This is a genomic window from Anabaena subtropica FACHB-260 (assembly GCF_014697105.1).
GTDB classification, from domain to species: Bacteria; Cyanobacteriota; Cyanobacteriia; order Cyanobacteriales; family Nostocaceae; genus Trichormus; species Trichormus subtropicus.
This window is the reverse complement of sequence record NZ_JACJRF010000057.1, coordinates 15902-28946: the sequence shown is the minus strand read 5'-3', so window position 1 is coordinate 28946 and position 13045 is coordinate 15902. Positions and strand designations below refer to the sequence as shown.

At 42.4% G+C, this 13045-nt stretch carries 12 protein-coding genes; 5 read left to right on the top strand and 7 right to left on the bottom strand.

The genetic code is table 11. The annotated features are described in order from the left end of the window. Positions 1–259: 259 nt before the first annotated feature. Together H6G18_RS22200 and H6G18_RS22195 are read left to right on the top strand one after the other, a co-directional pair. Complete coding sequence (locus H6G18_RS22200) at positions 260–1249, top strand: protochlorophyllide reductase (protein WP_190409264.1); 990 nt, start codon at positions 260–262, stop codon at positions 1247–1249. Positions 1250–1573: 324 nt separating this feature from the next. Next, positions 1574–2203, top strand: coding sequence for a TMEM165/GDT1 family protein (locus H6G18_RS22195; protein ID WP_190409263.1), 630 nt, complete (start codon positions 1574–1576; stop codon positions 2201–2203). A gap of 113 nt (positions 2204–2316) precedes the next feature. Here the strand turns inward: H6G18_RS22195 and H6G18_RS22190 are convergent, their stop codons facing one another. Beyond that, positions 2317–3195, bottom strand: coding sequence for a tetratricopeptide repeat protein (locus tag H6G18_RS22190; RefSeq protein ID WP_190409262.1), 879 nt, complete (start codon positions 3193–3195; stop codon positions 2317–2319). A gap of 379 nt (positions 3196–3574) precedes the next feature. Here H6G18_RS22190 and H6G18_RS22185 point away from each other — a divergent pair, with 379 nt between their 5' ends. Next, entirely contained in the window at positions 3575–4570 is a 996-nt protein-coding gene (locus H6G18_RS22185) for a hypothetical protein (protein WP_190409261.1), read from the top strand. 65 nt (positions 4571–4635) lie between these two features. On the opposite strand, the gene H6G18_RS22180 is transcribed toward H6G18_RS22185, so the two are convergent. The 4 genes from H6G18_RS22180 to H6G18_RS22165 all read right to left on the bottom strand — a co-directional run bounded on the left by H6G18_RS22180 (position 4636) and on the right by H6G18_RS22165 (position 9006). Further along, on the bottom strand, positions 4636–5805 hold the full coding sequence (locus tag H6G18_RS22180; RefSeq protein WP_190409260.1) for a homocysteine biosynthesis protein: 1170 nt from the start codon (positions 5803–5805) through the stop codon (positions 4636–4638). Positions 5806–6007: 202 nt separating this feature from the next. Beyond that, positions 6008–6436 carry an ATP-binding protein gene (locus H6G18_RS22175; RefSeq protein ID WP_190409259.1) on the bottom strand — a complete coding sequence of 143 codons (429 nt, stop codon included), beginning with the start codon at positions 6434–6436 and terminating at the stop codon, positions 6008–6010. Positions 6437–6439: 3 nt separating this feature from the next. Continuing rightward, the gene (locus tag H6G18_RS22170; RefSeq protein WP_190409258.1) at positions 6440–8116 is read right to left on the bottom strand and encodes a SpoIIE family protein phosphatase; all 1677 of its coding nucleotides are present in this window, start codon (positions 8114–8116) and stop codon (positions 6440–6442) included. Between the two features lie 170 nt (positions 8117–8286). Continuing rightward, positions 8287–9006 carry a response regulator transcription factor gene (locus H6G18_RS22165; protein WP_190409257.1) on the bottom strand — a complete coding sequence of 240 codons (720 nt, stop codon included), beginning with the start codon at positions 9004–9006 and terminating at the stop codon, positions 8287–8289. 547 nt (positions 9007–9553) lie between these two features. On the opposite strand from H6G18_RS22165, the gene H6G18_RS22160 reads away from it, so the two are divergent. Then, the gene (locus H6G18_RS22160) at positions 9554–10306 is read left to right on the top strand and encodes a WecB/TagA/CpsF family glycosyltransferase (RefSeq protein ID WP_190409256.1); all 753 of its coding nucleotides are present in this window, start codon (positions 9554–9556) and stop codon (positions 10304–10306) included. A 177-nt stretch (positions 10307–10483) separates the two neighbouring features. Next, positions 10484–11230, top strand: a complete 747-nt coding sequence (ftsE, locus tag H6G18_RS22155) for a cell division ATP-binding protein FtsE (protein WP_190409255.1) — start codon at positions 10484–10486, stop codon at positions 11228–11230. 52 nt (positions 11231–11282) lie between these two features. Here ftsE and H6G18_RS22150 read toward each other — a convergent pair whose 3' ends face one another. Both H6G18_RS22150 and H6G18_RS22145 read right to left on the bottom strand, forming a co-directional pair. Then, positions 11283–12053, bottom strand: a complete 771-nt coding sequence (locus H6G18_RS22150; protein WP_190409254.1) for an armadillo-type fold-containing protein — start codon at positions 12051–12053, stop codon at positions 11283–11285. 261 nt (positions 12054–12314) lie between these two features. Beyond that, positions 12315–12917: a hypothetical protein gene (locus H6G18_RS22145; protein ID WP_190409253.1), complete on the bottom strand. Its 603-nt coding sequence runs from the start codon at positions 12915–12917 to the stop codon at positions 12315–12317. Positions 12918–13045 lie beyond the last annotated feature (128 nt).

Here is a 13045-nt window from a genome sequence, read left to right as displayed (position 1 = left end):
CTGGCTGTGGAGGCTTAGACATTAGTCAGCCCGTGAAGCAGCAAGTCTCTTATGTGAATTTGAGATGCTCCCGCTATATTGCTTGCAATTAGCGGGAGAGTTGTCACAACAGCAACCAAATTTGTGAAGTAATCTAAACCAAAAAGTTAAGATTGATGTGACTCTATGTAACAGTCAGTAATCAACCAATCAGAGGTAGCAACTCATTGATGTAAGATCCTGAAAATAGGAAAAGGCGATTATATAGAGTCTTAAGACAATGGCACAGGATCTAAAGTCAACGGTTGTAATCACTGGAGCTTCTTCTGGGGTTGGTTTATACGCAGCCAAAGCCCTCGCTAAACGAGGATGGCACGTTGTCATGGCTTGCCGCAATTTAGAGAAGGCGGAACAAGCTGCTCAAGAAGTGGGAATCCCTAAGGACAACTACACCATCATGCACATTGATCTCGGTTCTTTGGATAGTGTGCGTCAGTTTGTGAATAACTTTAGAGCAAGCGGTAAGTCTTTAGAGGCTTTGGTGTGCAACGCCGCCATTTATATGCCCTTAATCAAAGAGCCTTTACGCAGCCCAGAAGGTTATGAGTTAACCATGACTACTAATCACCTTGGTCATTTTCTTCTATGCAACCTCTTGCTTGAGGATTTGCAGAAGTCATCAGCTGCGGATAGAAGACTTGTGATTTTGGGAACAGTCACCCACAACCCAGACGAACTAGGTGGGAAGATTCCACCACGTCCAGACTTAGGCAATTTGGAAGGGTTTGCCCAAGGCTTTAAACCGCCCATTTCCATGATTGATGGTAAGAAGTTTGAACCTGTTAAGGCTTACAAAGACAGCAAAGTTTGTAACGTCCTGACAATGCGGGAACTGCATCGTCGCTATCATGACTCAACAGGAATTTCCTTCACTTCTCTTTATCCGGGTTGTGTGGCAGAAACACCACTATTCCGCAACCACTATCCCCTATTCCAAAAAATCTTTCCCCTATTCCAGAAATATATCACTGGGGGATATGTATCCCAAGACTTGGCAGGAGAAAGAGTTGCAGATGTGGTTGCTGCTCCTGAATACAAGCAATCAGGTGCTTATTGGAGTTGGGGAAATCGTCAGAAGAAAGATGGCAAGTCTTTTGTGCAGAAAGTTTCTCCCCAAGCCCGTGATGACGAAAAGGCTGAACGTCTATGGGATTTGAGCGAAAAACTAGTCGGACTTGAGTCACAAAAGCCTGTGGCTGTTAATAGTTAAACTATTCGATTTTTTCTCTGTGTCTTTGTGGTTGCAAATTAATTGATTAACCACAGAGTCACCAAGGTAAAAAGTCTTTCCCTGTGTACTTGACTCGTACCTGAGACAAATATATAATCCTATAGCAATAGAAGGGGAGTAGCTGCTGGCAAAAGCCAGTACATCTGAATCAACATACTGGCGATGAGCCTGGTTCAGATGACAACTATTAAATATTTGGAAGCGAGACCTTCACTAAGTTCACATTCAAGATGTGCGCTTGGTGAGGTCTTTTGGCATTCATCAAGCTTCACATCGGTAAACGTTTTTCAGGAGCTTGAGACAGTGCTAACAGCTTTTACCGCAGGTTTATTACTAATTACAGTTTCAGAATTAGGGGATAAAACTTTTTTCATCGCTATGATATTGGCTATGCACCATTCACGGCGATGGGTATTTACGGGTGTGGTAGCAGCTTTAGCCGCAATGACAATAATATCGGTGTTATTTGGCAAAGCAGTGTCTAGGTTGCCAGAAGTTTATACCCACTACGCTGTAATTGTTTTATTTATTTTCTTTGGTATTAAGTTGTTGTACCAAGCTAGTAAGATAACGGCGGCGGCTGATAAAGCTGAAGTTATGGAAGAAATGGAAGAGGCAAAAGCAGCCGTAGAAAAAGCAGATTTGCAGCTACCAAAACGAAAAACTCCTTTGTCGATTGTATCAGAGGCCTTTGTCTTGACCTTTATGGCAGAGTGGGGCGATCGCACCCAAATTGCCACCATAGCTTTAGCCGCAGGTAAGAACGCCATTGGCGTGACAATAGGAGCCATTTTAGGTCATGCCATTTGTGCGGCGATCGCTGTAATTGGTGGCAAAATGATTGCTGGGAAAATTTCTGAACGTCAACTCACCTTTGCAGGCGGATGCTTGTTTTTAATTTTTGGTGTGGTGGCTGCTATTGAGGGAGTGTGATGTCAGAGATGAGGAAGAACGAAGAATTGGGGCAGGGAGAGAGTATTTGAGTAAGTTCTCCCCTCTGCTACGCCACTTGCTCCCCCTGTGCTTCTTCTCCTTACTCATCTCCCTCACTGCTGCGGACTACCTTCAGGTGTAGGCGTTGGCGAAACAGGCGGGGTGGGAGCAGGAGGTATAGATGCAGCTTTGTTAATCTCATCTTTGTATTGAGCAGGAGCTAAAGCCAAAGCGCTATCAAACAAAGGTTTAGCTTCTGCTGCTTGACCCTGTTGCTTTAAGAGCATTGCCTTTGCCAAAACTGGACGGAAGTCCTTAGCATCTCTCTTAATTGCTTGGTCAAATGCCGAAATAGCCTGAGGATAACGTTTCTGAGAAGCATGAACATTGCCCAGTAAAACCTGTACAGCCACTACATCAATACTTCCGGGCTGGATGGTGTTTGCCTGGGTAGCATTAGTGAGGGTGTCTTGCAATAAACCAACAGCCGCTTCTGGGCGTTGCTGGTCTAACAGGAGAACCACCATCCCCTGCAAAGCCTTTAAGTCACCGGGTTTTGTATCCAAAATTGAGCGATAAGCTGTAGCCGCGCCTTCTTTGTCACCAATTTGCTGTTTGGCTTGAGCTAATAGCACTCCATACTCTGATTGATCAGGATTAAGCTTGGCTAGCTTTTCTAGAGGTTCTATTACATTTTGGACATTACCTTGTTTTAAAGCTAAAAGCTGTAGCCGCGCTTGTAATAGACCCTTCAATGCGGTTTGGTTTTCTGGTTCCCGTTGTAAAACCAGTTCATATCCACGTACTTCGTCTTCCAATTTAGATTTTTGGTTAGAACTAAGTGAGTCGCCTGGGTTACTAGCACTATTCTGGTTTGAGGGTGACGTATTATTCAGCGCCCCAATAATGGGAACTACAGAAACACCTACAAAGGCTAGAACTGCCAGCGCTAAGATGAGTTGAACTATCCAGCGATTGCGCGGTTGAGACACGATTTAAACGCCCTCCATAACTATAATCACATTATTATCGACACAAATTAGAAAGTTAAAAATTTCCAAAACTGTGCGGAATACCGTCAAATACCTGTGAAATTTATAACAAACCACCAGTTAGCACTGCTAAAGTAAGTGATGACTTTAGGAGGAGCCATCAGAATAGAAGCTATGATATGCTTCCGAAACTAGTGTAAAGGCGCTAAATTACAGATTTAGAGTAGAATGACGAGTCTAGCGTCTTTAAAATTGTATAGGGCGTTCTGATGTGATTTTGTGAAAAGCAAATATACTTTCATCAGCCGCACAAGCGCTCTCTCTCGATGCTTTAGTAAAATCCCATAATTGGGATGTGTCTCCGCCGCAAGGAGTTTTTATGACTTCCGACCTGATGCCTTCGCCTGAATCTTCCAACTCTTTTGCCTCCGATCAGCCTCAAACTAACATAGAGGCAGCCGCTAATATTCATATAGCAGCGCCCCAGTCCTCTAAGTCTGAAAATTCATCCGTCAACACTAGTGAGATTGACTCAGATGGGAACTTAGCCGATCGCCAGCAACCAATTCCGCCTCCCAGTGAACCAATGCAATACCGCGCCATTGGTTTAGTCCGGGGTCGTTACCGTGCCAGCGATGAACAATTTACTCAAGGTATCTTGCTGACCACAGATGGCGTAGAACTCAACGCCGTCCTCTTGGGTCGGATTATGAGCTTAGTCAAGAATCACCTAGACCTGGAAAAAGATCATTTGTGGGTAGTTTATCCCCGCACAAGGCAAGAAAACGACACTTTGCATATCCAAATCGTCGGGGTTTGGGAACCAGAAAATCTGGCTAAACATTCGACAGAAGAGGATGAGCAAGATTCGGGTTCACAAGAGTTAACGATACCCGATGAGCCAGCAGCAGCTACAAGCACCCCAGCCACTTCATCCAATATTCCCGATGGTGGTTTTTCCGTCCGTGGTGAAGTAGTTTACCAGTCTTTTGATGCCAAGAGCTTAGTTGTCAAAATTAAGCAGGCTCCACGTAAGCCAACTGATAAACCTAAATATTTTAAGTTGAAATTGCGGGGAGTGCTGACAACCAAAGCTGTAGGGAAGTTTTGGGACTTCCAAGCCAAGCGAGAAGGGGACGTTCTGGTAGTACAAAGTGCCGAAGCGATCGCTGATTTGCCCAAAAAACGCCGACCACCGTTCAAAGGTGGTGGCGGCGGCCCCCGTGGTGGTTCCAGAAAACCATTCCCCCCCAGACGACCCGGAGAAACTCCCCGCCCCGTCAAGAAAGTCGGCGGCGAAGCTTCTGCGGTTTCCAAACCCCAACCAAAAACACCGACTCCGAAGCCGATTAAGAAACCAAAGCCGACTGAATAGGGTGTAGGGGTCTAAATCAGTGAACAGTTATCAGTTATCAAAATGCTGATAACTGAATAACTGATTTAAAAATCCATCCAACGGTCTTGAGGTAGAAAGGAGCGCTCTTTGGGAATTGGGGCTACTGGTTCTGTGAGAGTAAAAGTACCTGCTTCAATCCATTGTTTTAACTCTATGGCTACTTGCCGAGATAGAAACACACTAGCCAGAGGAGCAACCCTCACAGTTTTACCCTCGATGGTGATACGCCCAGACTTGAGTTGGGCGTAACTCACCAAACCAAATGTGGGACGGACACGCCGAGGAATGGCAAAGTCTACAATCGGCGCGACTAAATCTTGGTCTTGAACTGCACAGTGTTCTACAACCTCTTCATTTAGCACCGGCAGTGGGACACCTACGCCCAACATCAACGAAGGGCCATAGCTTTTAAAATAGCAACCCCTCACCCAACGAGCATCCATTTGTTTAGCATCACCAATTAGAGCTAGAGTCGCAGACGGGCCAATTGGTGTTTGATTAGCTAGGCGCTTTTGTAAAGGAAAGTGTTGAGTACCTTCCCAAGCAACATAACCAATCCCACCACCCAAGAAAATCCTTGTACCGATGCCAACGAGTTGCAACGTCGGGTCATTGAATAGGGGGGAAATTGCCCCAGGATTAGAGTAAACAGCGTTTCCCAAGCGTGGTTGTAAAGGGCCGAGATAGGTATGAAGTAGGCGATCGCCTCCATTCACACCCACGATAAAATTTTGATAGAGATTCCGGGGATTGAATAAATAAAACTGATTTATTGTGTCGCGGGTAATTGTCGTTTCAAAACTCGCTCTTGGATAACAATCAGTTACTTGTCCTTGCGCTCTGACGTGTATAGGTTTGCCTGCGATTAAATCTTCTATGACATGACCACCGCCACGTTCCCGGACTTCTTCACCATCCATCACGTCTACAGCACAACTAGCACCCAGGTATAAATCTACAGCCCCAAAACCACTGTATGCTGGAACGCCATCTAACCAGCAACGGCGAATTTTGATTGGTGGGTCAGTGTGTCCAAGATTCAGGATGGCACCTGTCGATTCCATTGGTTCAAAAGTGCCGGTAGTAACTACATCAACCTCTTGGGCAACTTTACTTACACCAACTTCTAAAACTCGCGCCTTTAATTCCTCAACCGTTAAGACTACCGCAGTTTGACTGTTGATTTTTTCGTTAATTTCCGCAATAGTTCGCATTTTAAATGTAGCGGAGAGACATTCTTATCATGGGGCAGTATGGCTGCCAAATAATTGATTAAATCAGTTTGGCTGGAAAAATCCAATACCCCTAACGAGAAATGCACATCAGCTAGTTATAGATGTACCAATTTTAGTATTAATAGTCAGCAGTAGATAGTTACACAAGTATTCTCTTAAATTTCCATGCAACAAACCAGCTTTAATTATTGACTAATTCCGGTATGGTAGCTTCTAGCTTGAGGCAATTAGCCCCATCAACTTGCAACTGATATTCTACTTTATCCATCAAACGATTCATAATTAGCCAACCATAGCCACCTTCTTGCCTATCATCCGGATTGGGTGGGAAGTAGGTAGACATATCAAAACCTGCGCCGTAGTCCCAAATTTCCAAAGCAACATCTCGCTCGTTAAATTCCAAACGTAGTAAGATTGGCAAATTTGGTTGCTCTTTGTGGGCATGACGCACAACGTTAGAGTAGGCTTCTACCAAAGCCAGGCGCAAGCGGCTTGACTGTCGTGACCAATCAACAGATTCTCCTAACTGAATTTTTAAGCATCCCAGTAACCAGCTTTCGACGATGTTTAAATAGTTCAAGTCACTTGGTACATGAAGCTCACTTTTCATAACTTACAAAACCTCCAGTGAGAGTATAGTTTGATCGTCTTCTTGAACTTGGTTATCTGCCTGAATACGAGCTAATAAATGGTTGAGAGATAGTGGTTGAGGCTCCTGCTGTAAGAGTTGCCACAGACCATCTTGATTCAGCATAGAATGAGTTACTGGCTGAACGCCACCCACGGTTTTTACGGTTTTAAATAACTTATTTGATACCATTGCTTCTGTGATGCCATCGCTGGCTAGCAGCAGTGTATCTCCAGGTTCTAGAAATAAACTACCCGACTTAGCCTGCCACTTCGGCAAAATTCCTAAAGGAATGCCTCTGATTTTGAGGTAGTTGGGTTTTTCTAGGGTATTAATTTGGGTTGACCAAACCAGGGGATATATATGACCAGCATTTGCATAGACTAACTCTCTGGTAGTGGGTGTGTAACGAGCTAAGACAAAAGTAATAAAGCAATTGTTGCTAGTTAAGTCATCACACAAAGCATTGTTGAGATTATGTATAACTACATTGGGTTCGGCTGGGATTTCTTGAGCTAATTCCCGACGTAATACAGAAATTGCACTAGCCATGAATAAAGCAGCCGGCACTCCTTTACCAGAAACATCACCTACTGCTAACCACACATCTCCTTTGGTAGGATGGACAAAGACTTCAAAAAAATCACCGCCTACTTCTCGTGCAGGATAACAACAAGCTTGTAATTTTGCACCTTTGATATCCGGTAGAGTCTGGCGTAGTAAATTATTTTGAATTTGACGCGCAACTTCTAATTCAGCACTAATTTGCTGTTGTTTTTCTTGTAGATGCTGGTAAAGTTTTGCTTGGTAAACCGCTAAAGCTGCTTGTTCAGCTACACCTGTAATTAATTGGATATCTTCATCCTGCCAAGGATGTTCTCGTCCCCATTGGTAAAGAGCTAGCACAGCCAGCAAGTGCTGTTGATAGGATAGGGGTACAACTAAATAGTTACAGGCATTGCCATCGTATACATCTTGGGCAATTTGATAATGACCAGTTTCGATGACTTTGGTAATCAAACCAGCAGGGTCAAAGGCACTATCTGGTAAATTGTGTGCTGGATTTTGATAATAAAATTGGTTTGGGGTGAGACGGTTGTTTTCTACTGGTTTGAGCAAACAACAAGTAGCTGCAAAGGTTTGTCCAATAGTGGCTGCAATCTTTTGCAGCATACTCTCATAATCTAAGGACTCTCGAATTGCCGTTGTTACAGCATTAAATAAAGATTCTCGCCGCAAAGACCGACGCAACTCCTGAGTTCGCTTTTTGACCAAGCGATATGTATCAGTAGCTTGTTCAACTAAAACCTTAAGGCGTTCGGGGTTCCAAGGTTTGGTGATGTACTTGAAAACTTGACCAGAGTTAATGGCTTCTACCAAATCTTCTACATCTGTAAAACCTGTCAGTAAAATCCGAATGGTATCAGGAAATTTTTCTACTGTAAGGCTGAGAAATTCGGTACCGTTCATTTCCGGCATTCTCTGGTCGGAGATAATCACAGCCATTTCCCCTTCTTGAGCCAGAATTTCTAAAGCTTTACCGGCGTGATTGGCTTTATAGACTTGAAAATCTCGCCTAAAAGTACGGTAGAGCAAATCTAAGTTATCTGGCTCATCGTCTACTACCATGAGCTTAAGCTTTTCTACCTCAGTTTCCGTCATAAGTTGACTTGCATTTTCGCATACTAAAAATTGGCGAGATATGGCAATTTTTATCTCACCTATTCGTCAAAAGATACTAATAAAAGTCATCTTTTATCGAAATATTACTTGTTTGACAAGTATAACTTTACTCTTTAGTTTGTTTGAGAATCTTTAAAACCAATCTAACTTTAACCCACCAATCCAGAACGTAAGGCACGGACAGCTGCTTGGGTGCGGTCATCAGCACAGAGTTTATTTAAAATATTCCGCACGTGGGTTTTTACTGTGCCGACGGTGATATAAAGCCGTTCAGCAATGATGGCATTACTACAGCCTTCGACAATTAACTGTAACACCTCCAATTCCCTTTCTGTCAGGGTATAGGGGTTGATAGTATCCAAATTATCTTCAGTTTCTGGGTTTATAACCGAATTTTTGGGTTGGGCTGTGGTGGTGTCTGATTTAGTAGGCTGTTGTTGTGCTTGTTGTAATACAATTCTGGCGATCGCTGGATCAATCCAAGCGTTGCCATTGTAAGTTACCTTAACTGCTTCCAGTAAATTATCAAACTTAATATCCTTCATACAATAAGAATCAGCCCCAGCTGCAAAAGCTGCCAAAACTGCTTCTTTGTTATCGCGTAAGGTTAAAATCAATACTTTTGTTGGGAAGTCTGCGCCATTATTGATAGATTTTAATTCCCTTGTTAGCTCAATTCCATCTTTATCTGGTAACCCAATATCAATAATCGCAATATCTGGTTGGACTTTTTTTAACATATTCAGTCCTTCTGTCGCATTGGCAGCTTCTCCTACAACTTCAATTTCTTCTTTTTGTAGTAATGCTGTCCGAATACCCACACGGGTAAGATCATGATCCTCAATCAGCGCAATCCGAATTTTACTCATAGTCAATTTCTACCCGTCACGCTAGCTTAACTTCAAAATCGAATTTACTCAAAATTCTTCATAGATACAGTTTTCAGCAAATATCTAACAATAAATATATAATTTCTAGTCATCTGGTCTGGTGCATGGGTCTATGACCAATACACACTCTTATGAGAACGTTACACTTAAATCATAAAATCAGATAGATGTACCTCAAGAATAAGCATTGTTTCCTAATCGACGTATCAATTCTGGCTGGGAAATTTTTGATTACAGCTAAAAAAAGTGCAGTCTTTAATATTTTCACCAAAATTTTCCTGTTTTGTTCGTCAACTACCTTATATAGCCTCGTGATTACTCGAAAGAATCAGGTTATTTTTGGAGATATTTGTCAAAAATCAATGATACAAAGTTACTCAAGCATTATAAGCTGTTTTTATCATGCGAAATCGGGGCTTGATGGCGACAATTTGCTTATCTTAGCCCCGCCATCAGCCCAGAGGCGACCTATTAAAAAATTTGATAAACTTATCGTCGAGAGAATCTGGTGTGAGGCTAAAGGGCTATGTTTCCATCATCTAAAGTGTTTTCAGTACTGGGAATCCCAGTTCATGTGATGAGTAACTATCCGAGTTGGTTACTGGAATGCTTACAACACGGGAAAGGCGCTCATGTAGTCACACTTAATGCAGAAATGACGATGCAGGCGCAGCAAAATACATTGCTTACCAAAATAATTCAGAATGCTGAATTGGTAATTCCTGATGGTGCAGGAGTGGTAATGTATTTGCGGTGGCTTTGTTGGCAAAAAGTCCAACGTTGTCCGGGGATTGAACTAGCGGAAACCCTATTGCAAACAATTGGGGAACAGCAGGCAGATAAAACTGTGTTTTTCTATGGAGGAGCCACCGGAGTAGCTGCACAAGCAGCCAATGATTGGCAGCAAAAAATCCCCAATTTGAATATAGTAGGTACTTATTCCGGCTACCATTCGCCGGAAGAAGAACAACAATTGCAACAAACTCTTGCCCAACTACAACCGCAAGTGATTTTGGTAGGTTTGGGTGTACCACGCCAAGAATTATGGATTGCCCAAAATCGTCATTTGTGTCCCCAAGCCATTTGGATTGGTGTTGGTGGCAGTTTTGATATTTGGTCAGGAACGAAAAATCGCGCGCCTGCTTGGTTAGCTAATAATAATTTGGAATGGCTATATCGTTTATATAAAGAACCTTGGCGTTGGCGGCGGATGTTGGCTTTGCCCCAGTTTGCTGTGAAAGCTTTTGTTTATCGCTTGACTATGAAGGGTGCAATTTAACAAATTCAAGAATTTTTAATTTATGATTTGGGATTCCCAGGTATCATTTGGGAATCCTTATTTTTAAGTCAATACTGTTCAGGCAAGGGTAAACTTTCCAAACCCCTTGAGAGTAAGGCTCGCAAGAATGAAAATTAGTCACTGAACAATTGCTTATTGTCTGAGGAACATTTAGTAATGACCGTATTAACAAATCCAGTAACTGCCGAACAGGCTACTCATGAAAAAGAGAGTAAAACCCAAGAAGAAAGTTGTAGTACCAGTAATATGGTGCAGTTAAACTCAGTGACAAAAACCTACGGTAACGGTTGTCATGCTTTGCTGGATATTAACTTAGAGATCAAAAAGAAAGAATTTTTATTTATTACAGGGCCTAGTGGTTCAGGAAAGTCAACTCTGTTAAAACTGCTGTATGGGGAGGAGTTACCCACTCAAGGAGAGGTGATTGTTAGCGGATGTAATGTTAACACCTTACGGGGCGATCGCTTATCATTATTACGCCGACGTATTGGCATTGTGTTTCAAGACTACAAACTCATTTACCAGCGAACAGTCGCGGAAAATGTCATTTTTGTATTGCAGGCTCAAGGTTATACCCGCAAGGAAATTCAGAGACGTTTAGAACCTACATTAAAGTTGGTGGGTTTGCTTTCTAAAGCTGACTGTTTTCCCGACCAACTTTCTGGAGGAGAGCAACAACGGGTAAGTATTGCAAGAGCAATTGTGGGAACACCACCATTGCTTTTAGCTGATGAACCTACCGGCAATCTTGACCCCGATAACTCTTGGCAAGTTATGCAAATTCTCCAAAAGTTAAATTCTTTTGGAGCAACGGTCATTGTCATTACCCACGACGAACAACTAGTACGTCGGTGTAATCGCCCCGTAGTTCAGGTTCGTAATGGTAGACTATATCGCAAATAATTTGTCATTGCTCATTAGTCATTAGCTTTTTTTCTAACTTGTGCCTACTTAATTACGAATTAGAAACTCTTGCTTTAACTTTGGTTGATAAAGGTATCAGAGTCGGCAGAGGACTAGATTGTAGTGGTTGTAGTTGCTCCAGGGCTTGTAAGCCCTCAAATGCTGCCTCTCGTACTATTGGTTCTTCCTCACGAGCCAACAACAATTGCAAGCATTGGTTAATCTCTCGCTGCAATCCAGAATCAATTTTTTGAGCGTTGATAATTTTAGTTAATCGACGTAAAGTAACCAAGCGCTTTAAGGGGTCTTTTTCTGTGAGATTGAGGAACAATTGCTCAAAGTCCTGTTCTTCTCTAGCAGCATACAATTTTACAAGTTGCCACACGAGTAAAATTACAGTTAGCAATGTCCCCAGTCCTTGGACAATAGCACCAGCAGCTATCCAAGGGCTATGGGAATCAGCCAAAATTGCCACAGCCATATAAGTACTGAAAGTACCTATTCCCCCACTACCTACAGCTATGACTAATCGGCGGTTTGTCCCATTAACAAGCTTTTGAATTTCTACCCAGCGTAATTGCCAGTCCCATTTTTGCACTGAGTAGACTGATAACATTACACCAACGCCAACCAGCAGTGCCAATAGTAGTTTCCAGTTCCACAACAGCATCGCTACAATAATTGTCAGCAAGATTAAAAGACCGCTTGGCTCTGAGAGATGCTGAAAAGTCCGCCGCTTGTTGGCTTTAGTCTTAAGCTCTGGAAGCAGCCAGTTGGGCATCTGGTTGATTAATTGCTGCCAAGAAGACAAAGCCTTTACCACAGTGTTTACCTACCTAACATTACAAGATTGTCTAGCGTATAAGTTTTACTTGGTATGAAGAAAGGACAAGTTTGGCTGTTCATGTTTGTAGTATGGTAATCTTTTTGCATAATACAAAGTTAGATCCAAGTTTTACCATACTGAGCATTCGTGCTTTCCCAATACCAAATACTGTAAATCGACAATCAATAATACTCTATAAGAATACCCGGGTTGAAGTGGATCAAGGGATTTTGCTACTACAATTTTTCCGGGTTGTCCTTAAATGCAAAAACGAAATTCATTGAGGGTAAATTGACCGTCAAATGCACAGAAGGTAACAGAGTGAATGTTTTGAGTTGTCACAGATAACAACGTGTTGGGGGGTAACGCTGAATCAGAGTTGGCAAGATTCGCGCTGGGAAGTATACTTTGAGCTAGTAACTGGCGATCGCGATCGTAGGCAGAAAGTACCAGTCTTTGCGAGCTAGTGACACAAGCATTTACTTGGTTAACACCACGCAAAAATGTCACTTCCAAAAATCCGCTTTTGGGCGCACCCATCAACACTGTTAACCCTGAATTAGTGGGAAAAGCTGGGTTTGATGGTTGTATAGCTAGGGAATTATGAAAAATCACTCCCCAATGTTCATATTGATGCTCTACGACTTCAAAGCACTTTAAGTCTTCTAAGTTCAGACATATACAAGTGTGTGAATCTATCGTACTGGCATTAATGTTTTCTTCTGATTGGCTCCGTTTAACTGAAGCTATAATTTGTTTCTGCACATCAAATTGATTACGTGCAAATGTACTGTCTTCAAATTTTGGTACTTTATCCGTTTGAAGAGTAGCCTGCTTGACCACAACAACCCACCTTACCATTACCTAGAGAATCACAAAATTAGTGACAGCTAATTGTTTTGTGTGTTAACAAATAACTATCGCTTATGAGCTTTTGAACTATTTTAAGCGGCTCATAATTATCCGTAAGTTTTCTGTAGACTACCACA

Bases quoted from the DNA above. Each gene is read 5' to 3' on its own strand.
- H6G18_RS22200 (WP_190409264.1), top strand. From the start codon at position 260: ATGGCACAGGATCTAAAGTCAACGGTTGTAATCACTGGAGCTTCTTCT.
- H6G18_RS22145 (WP_190409253.1), bottom strand. From the start codon at position 12,917: ATGGTAAGGTGGGTTGTTGTGGTCAAGCAGGCTACTCTTCAAACGGAT.
- H6G18_RS22175 (WP_190409259.1), bottom strand. From the start codon at position 6,436: ATGAAAAGTGAGCTTCATGTACCAAGTGACTTGAACTATTTAAACATC.
- H6G18_RS22180 (WP_190409260.1), bottom strand. From the start codon at position 5,805: ATGCGAACTATTGCGGAAATTAACGAAAAAATCAACAGTCAAACTGCG.
- H6G18_RS22165 (WP_190409257.1), bottom strand. From the start codon at position 9,006: ATGAGTAAAATTCGGATTGCGCTGATTGAGGATCATGATCTTACCCGT.
- H6G18_RS22170 (WP_190409258.1), bottom strand. From the start codon at position 8,116: ATGACGGAAACTGAGGTAGAAAAGCTTAAGCTCATGGTAGTAGACGAT.
- H6G18_RS22185 (WP_190409261.1), top strand. From the start codon at position 3,575: ATGACTTCCGACCTGATGCCTTCGCCTGAATCTTCCAACTCTTTTGCC.
- ftsE (WP_190409255.1), top strand. From the start codon at position 10,484: ATGACCGTATTAACAAATCCAGTAACTGCCGAACAGGCTACTCATGAA.
- H6G18_RS22160 (WP_190409256.1), top strand. From the start codon at position 9,554: ATGTTTCCATCATCTAAAGTGTTTTCAGTACTGGGAATCCCAGTTCAT.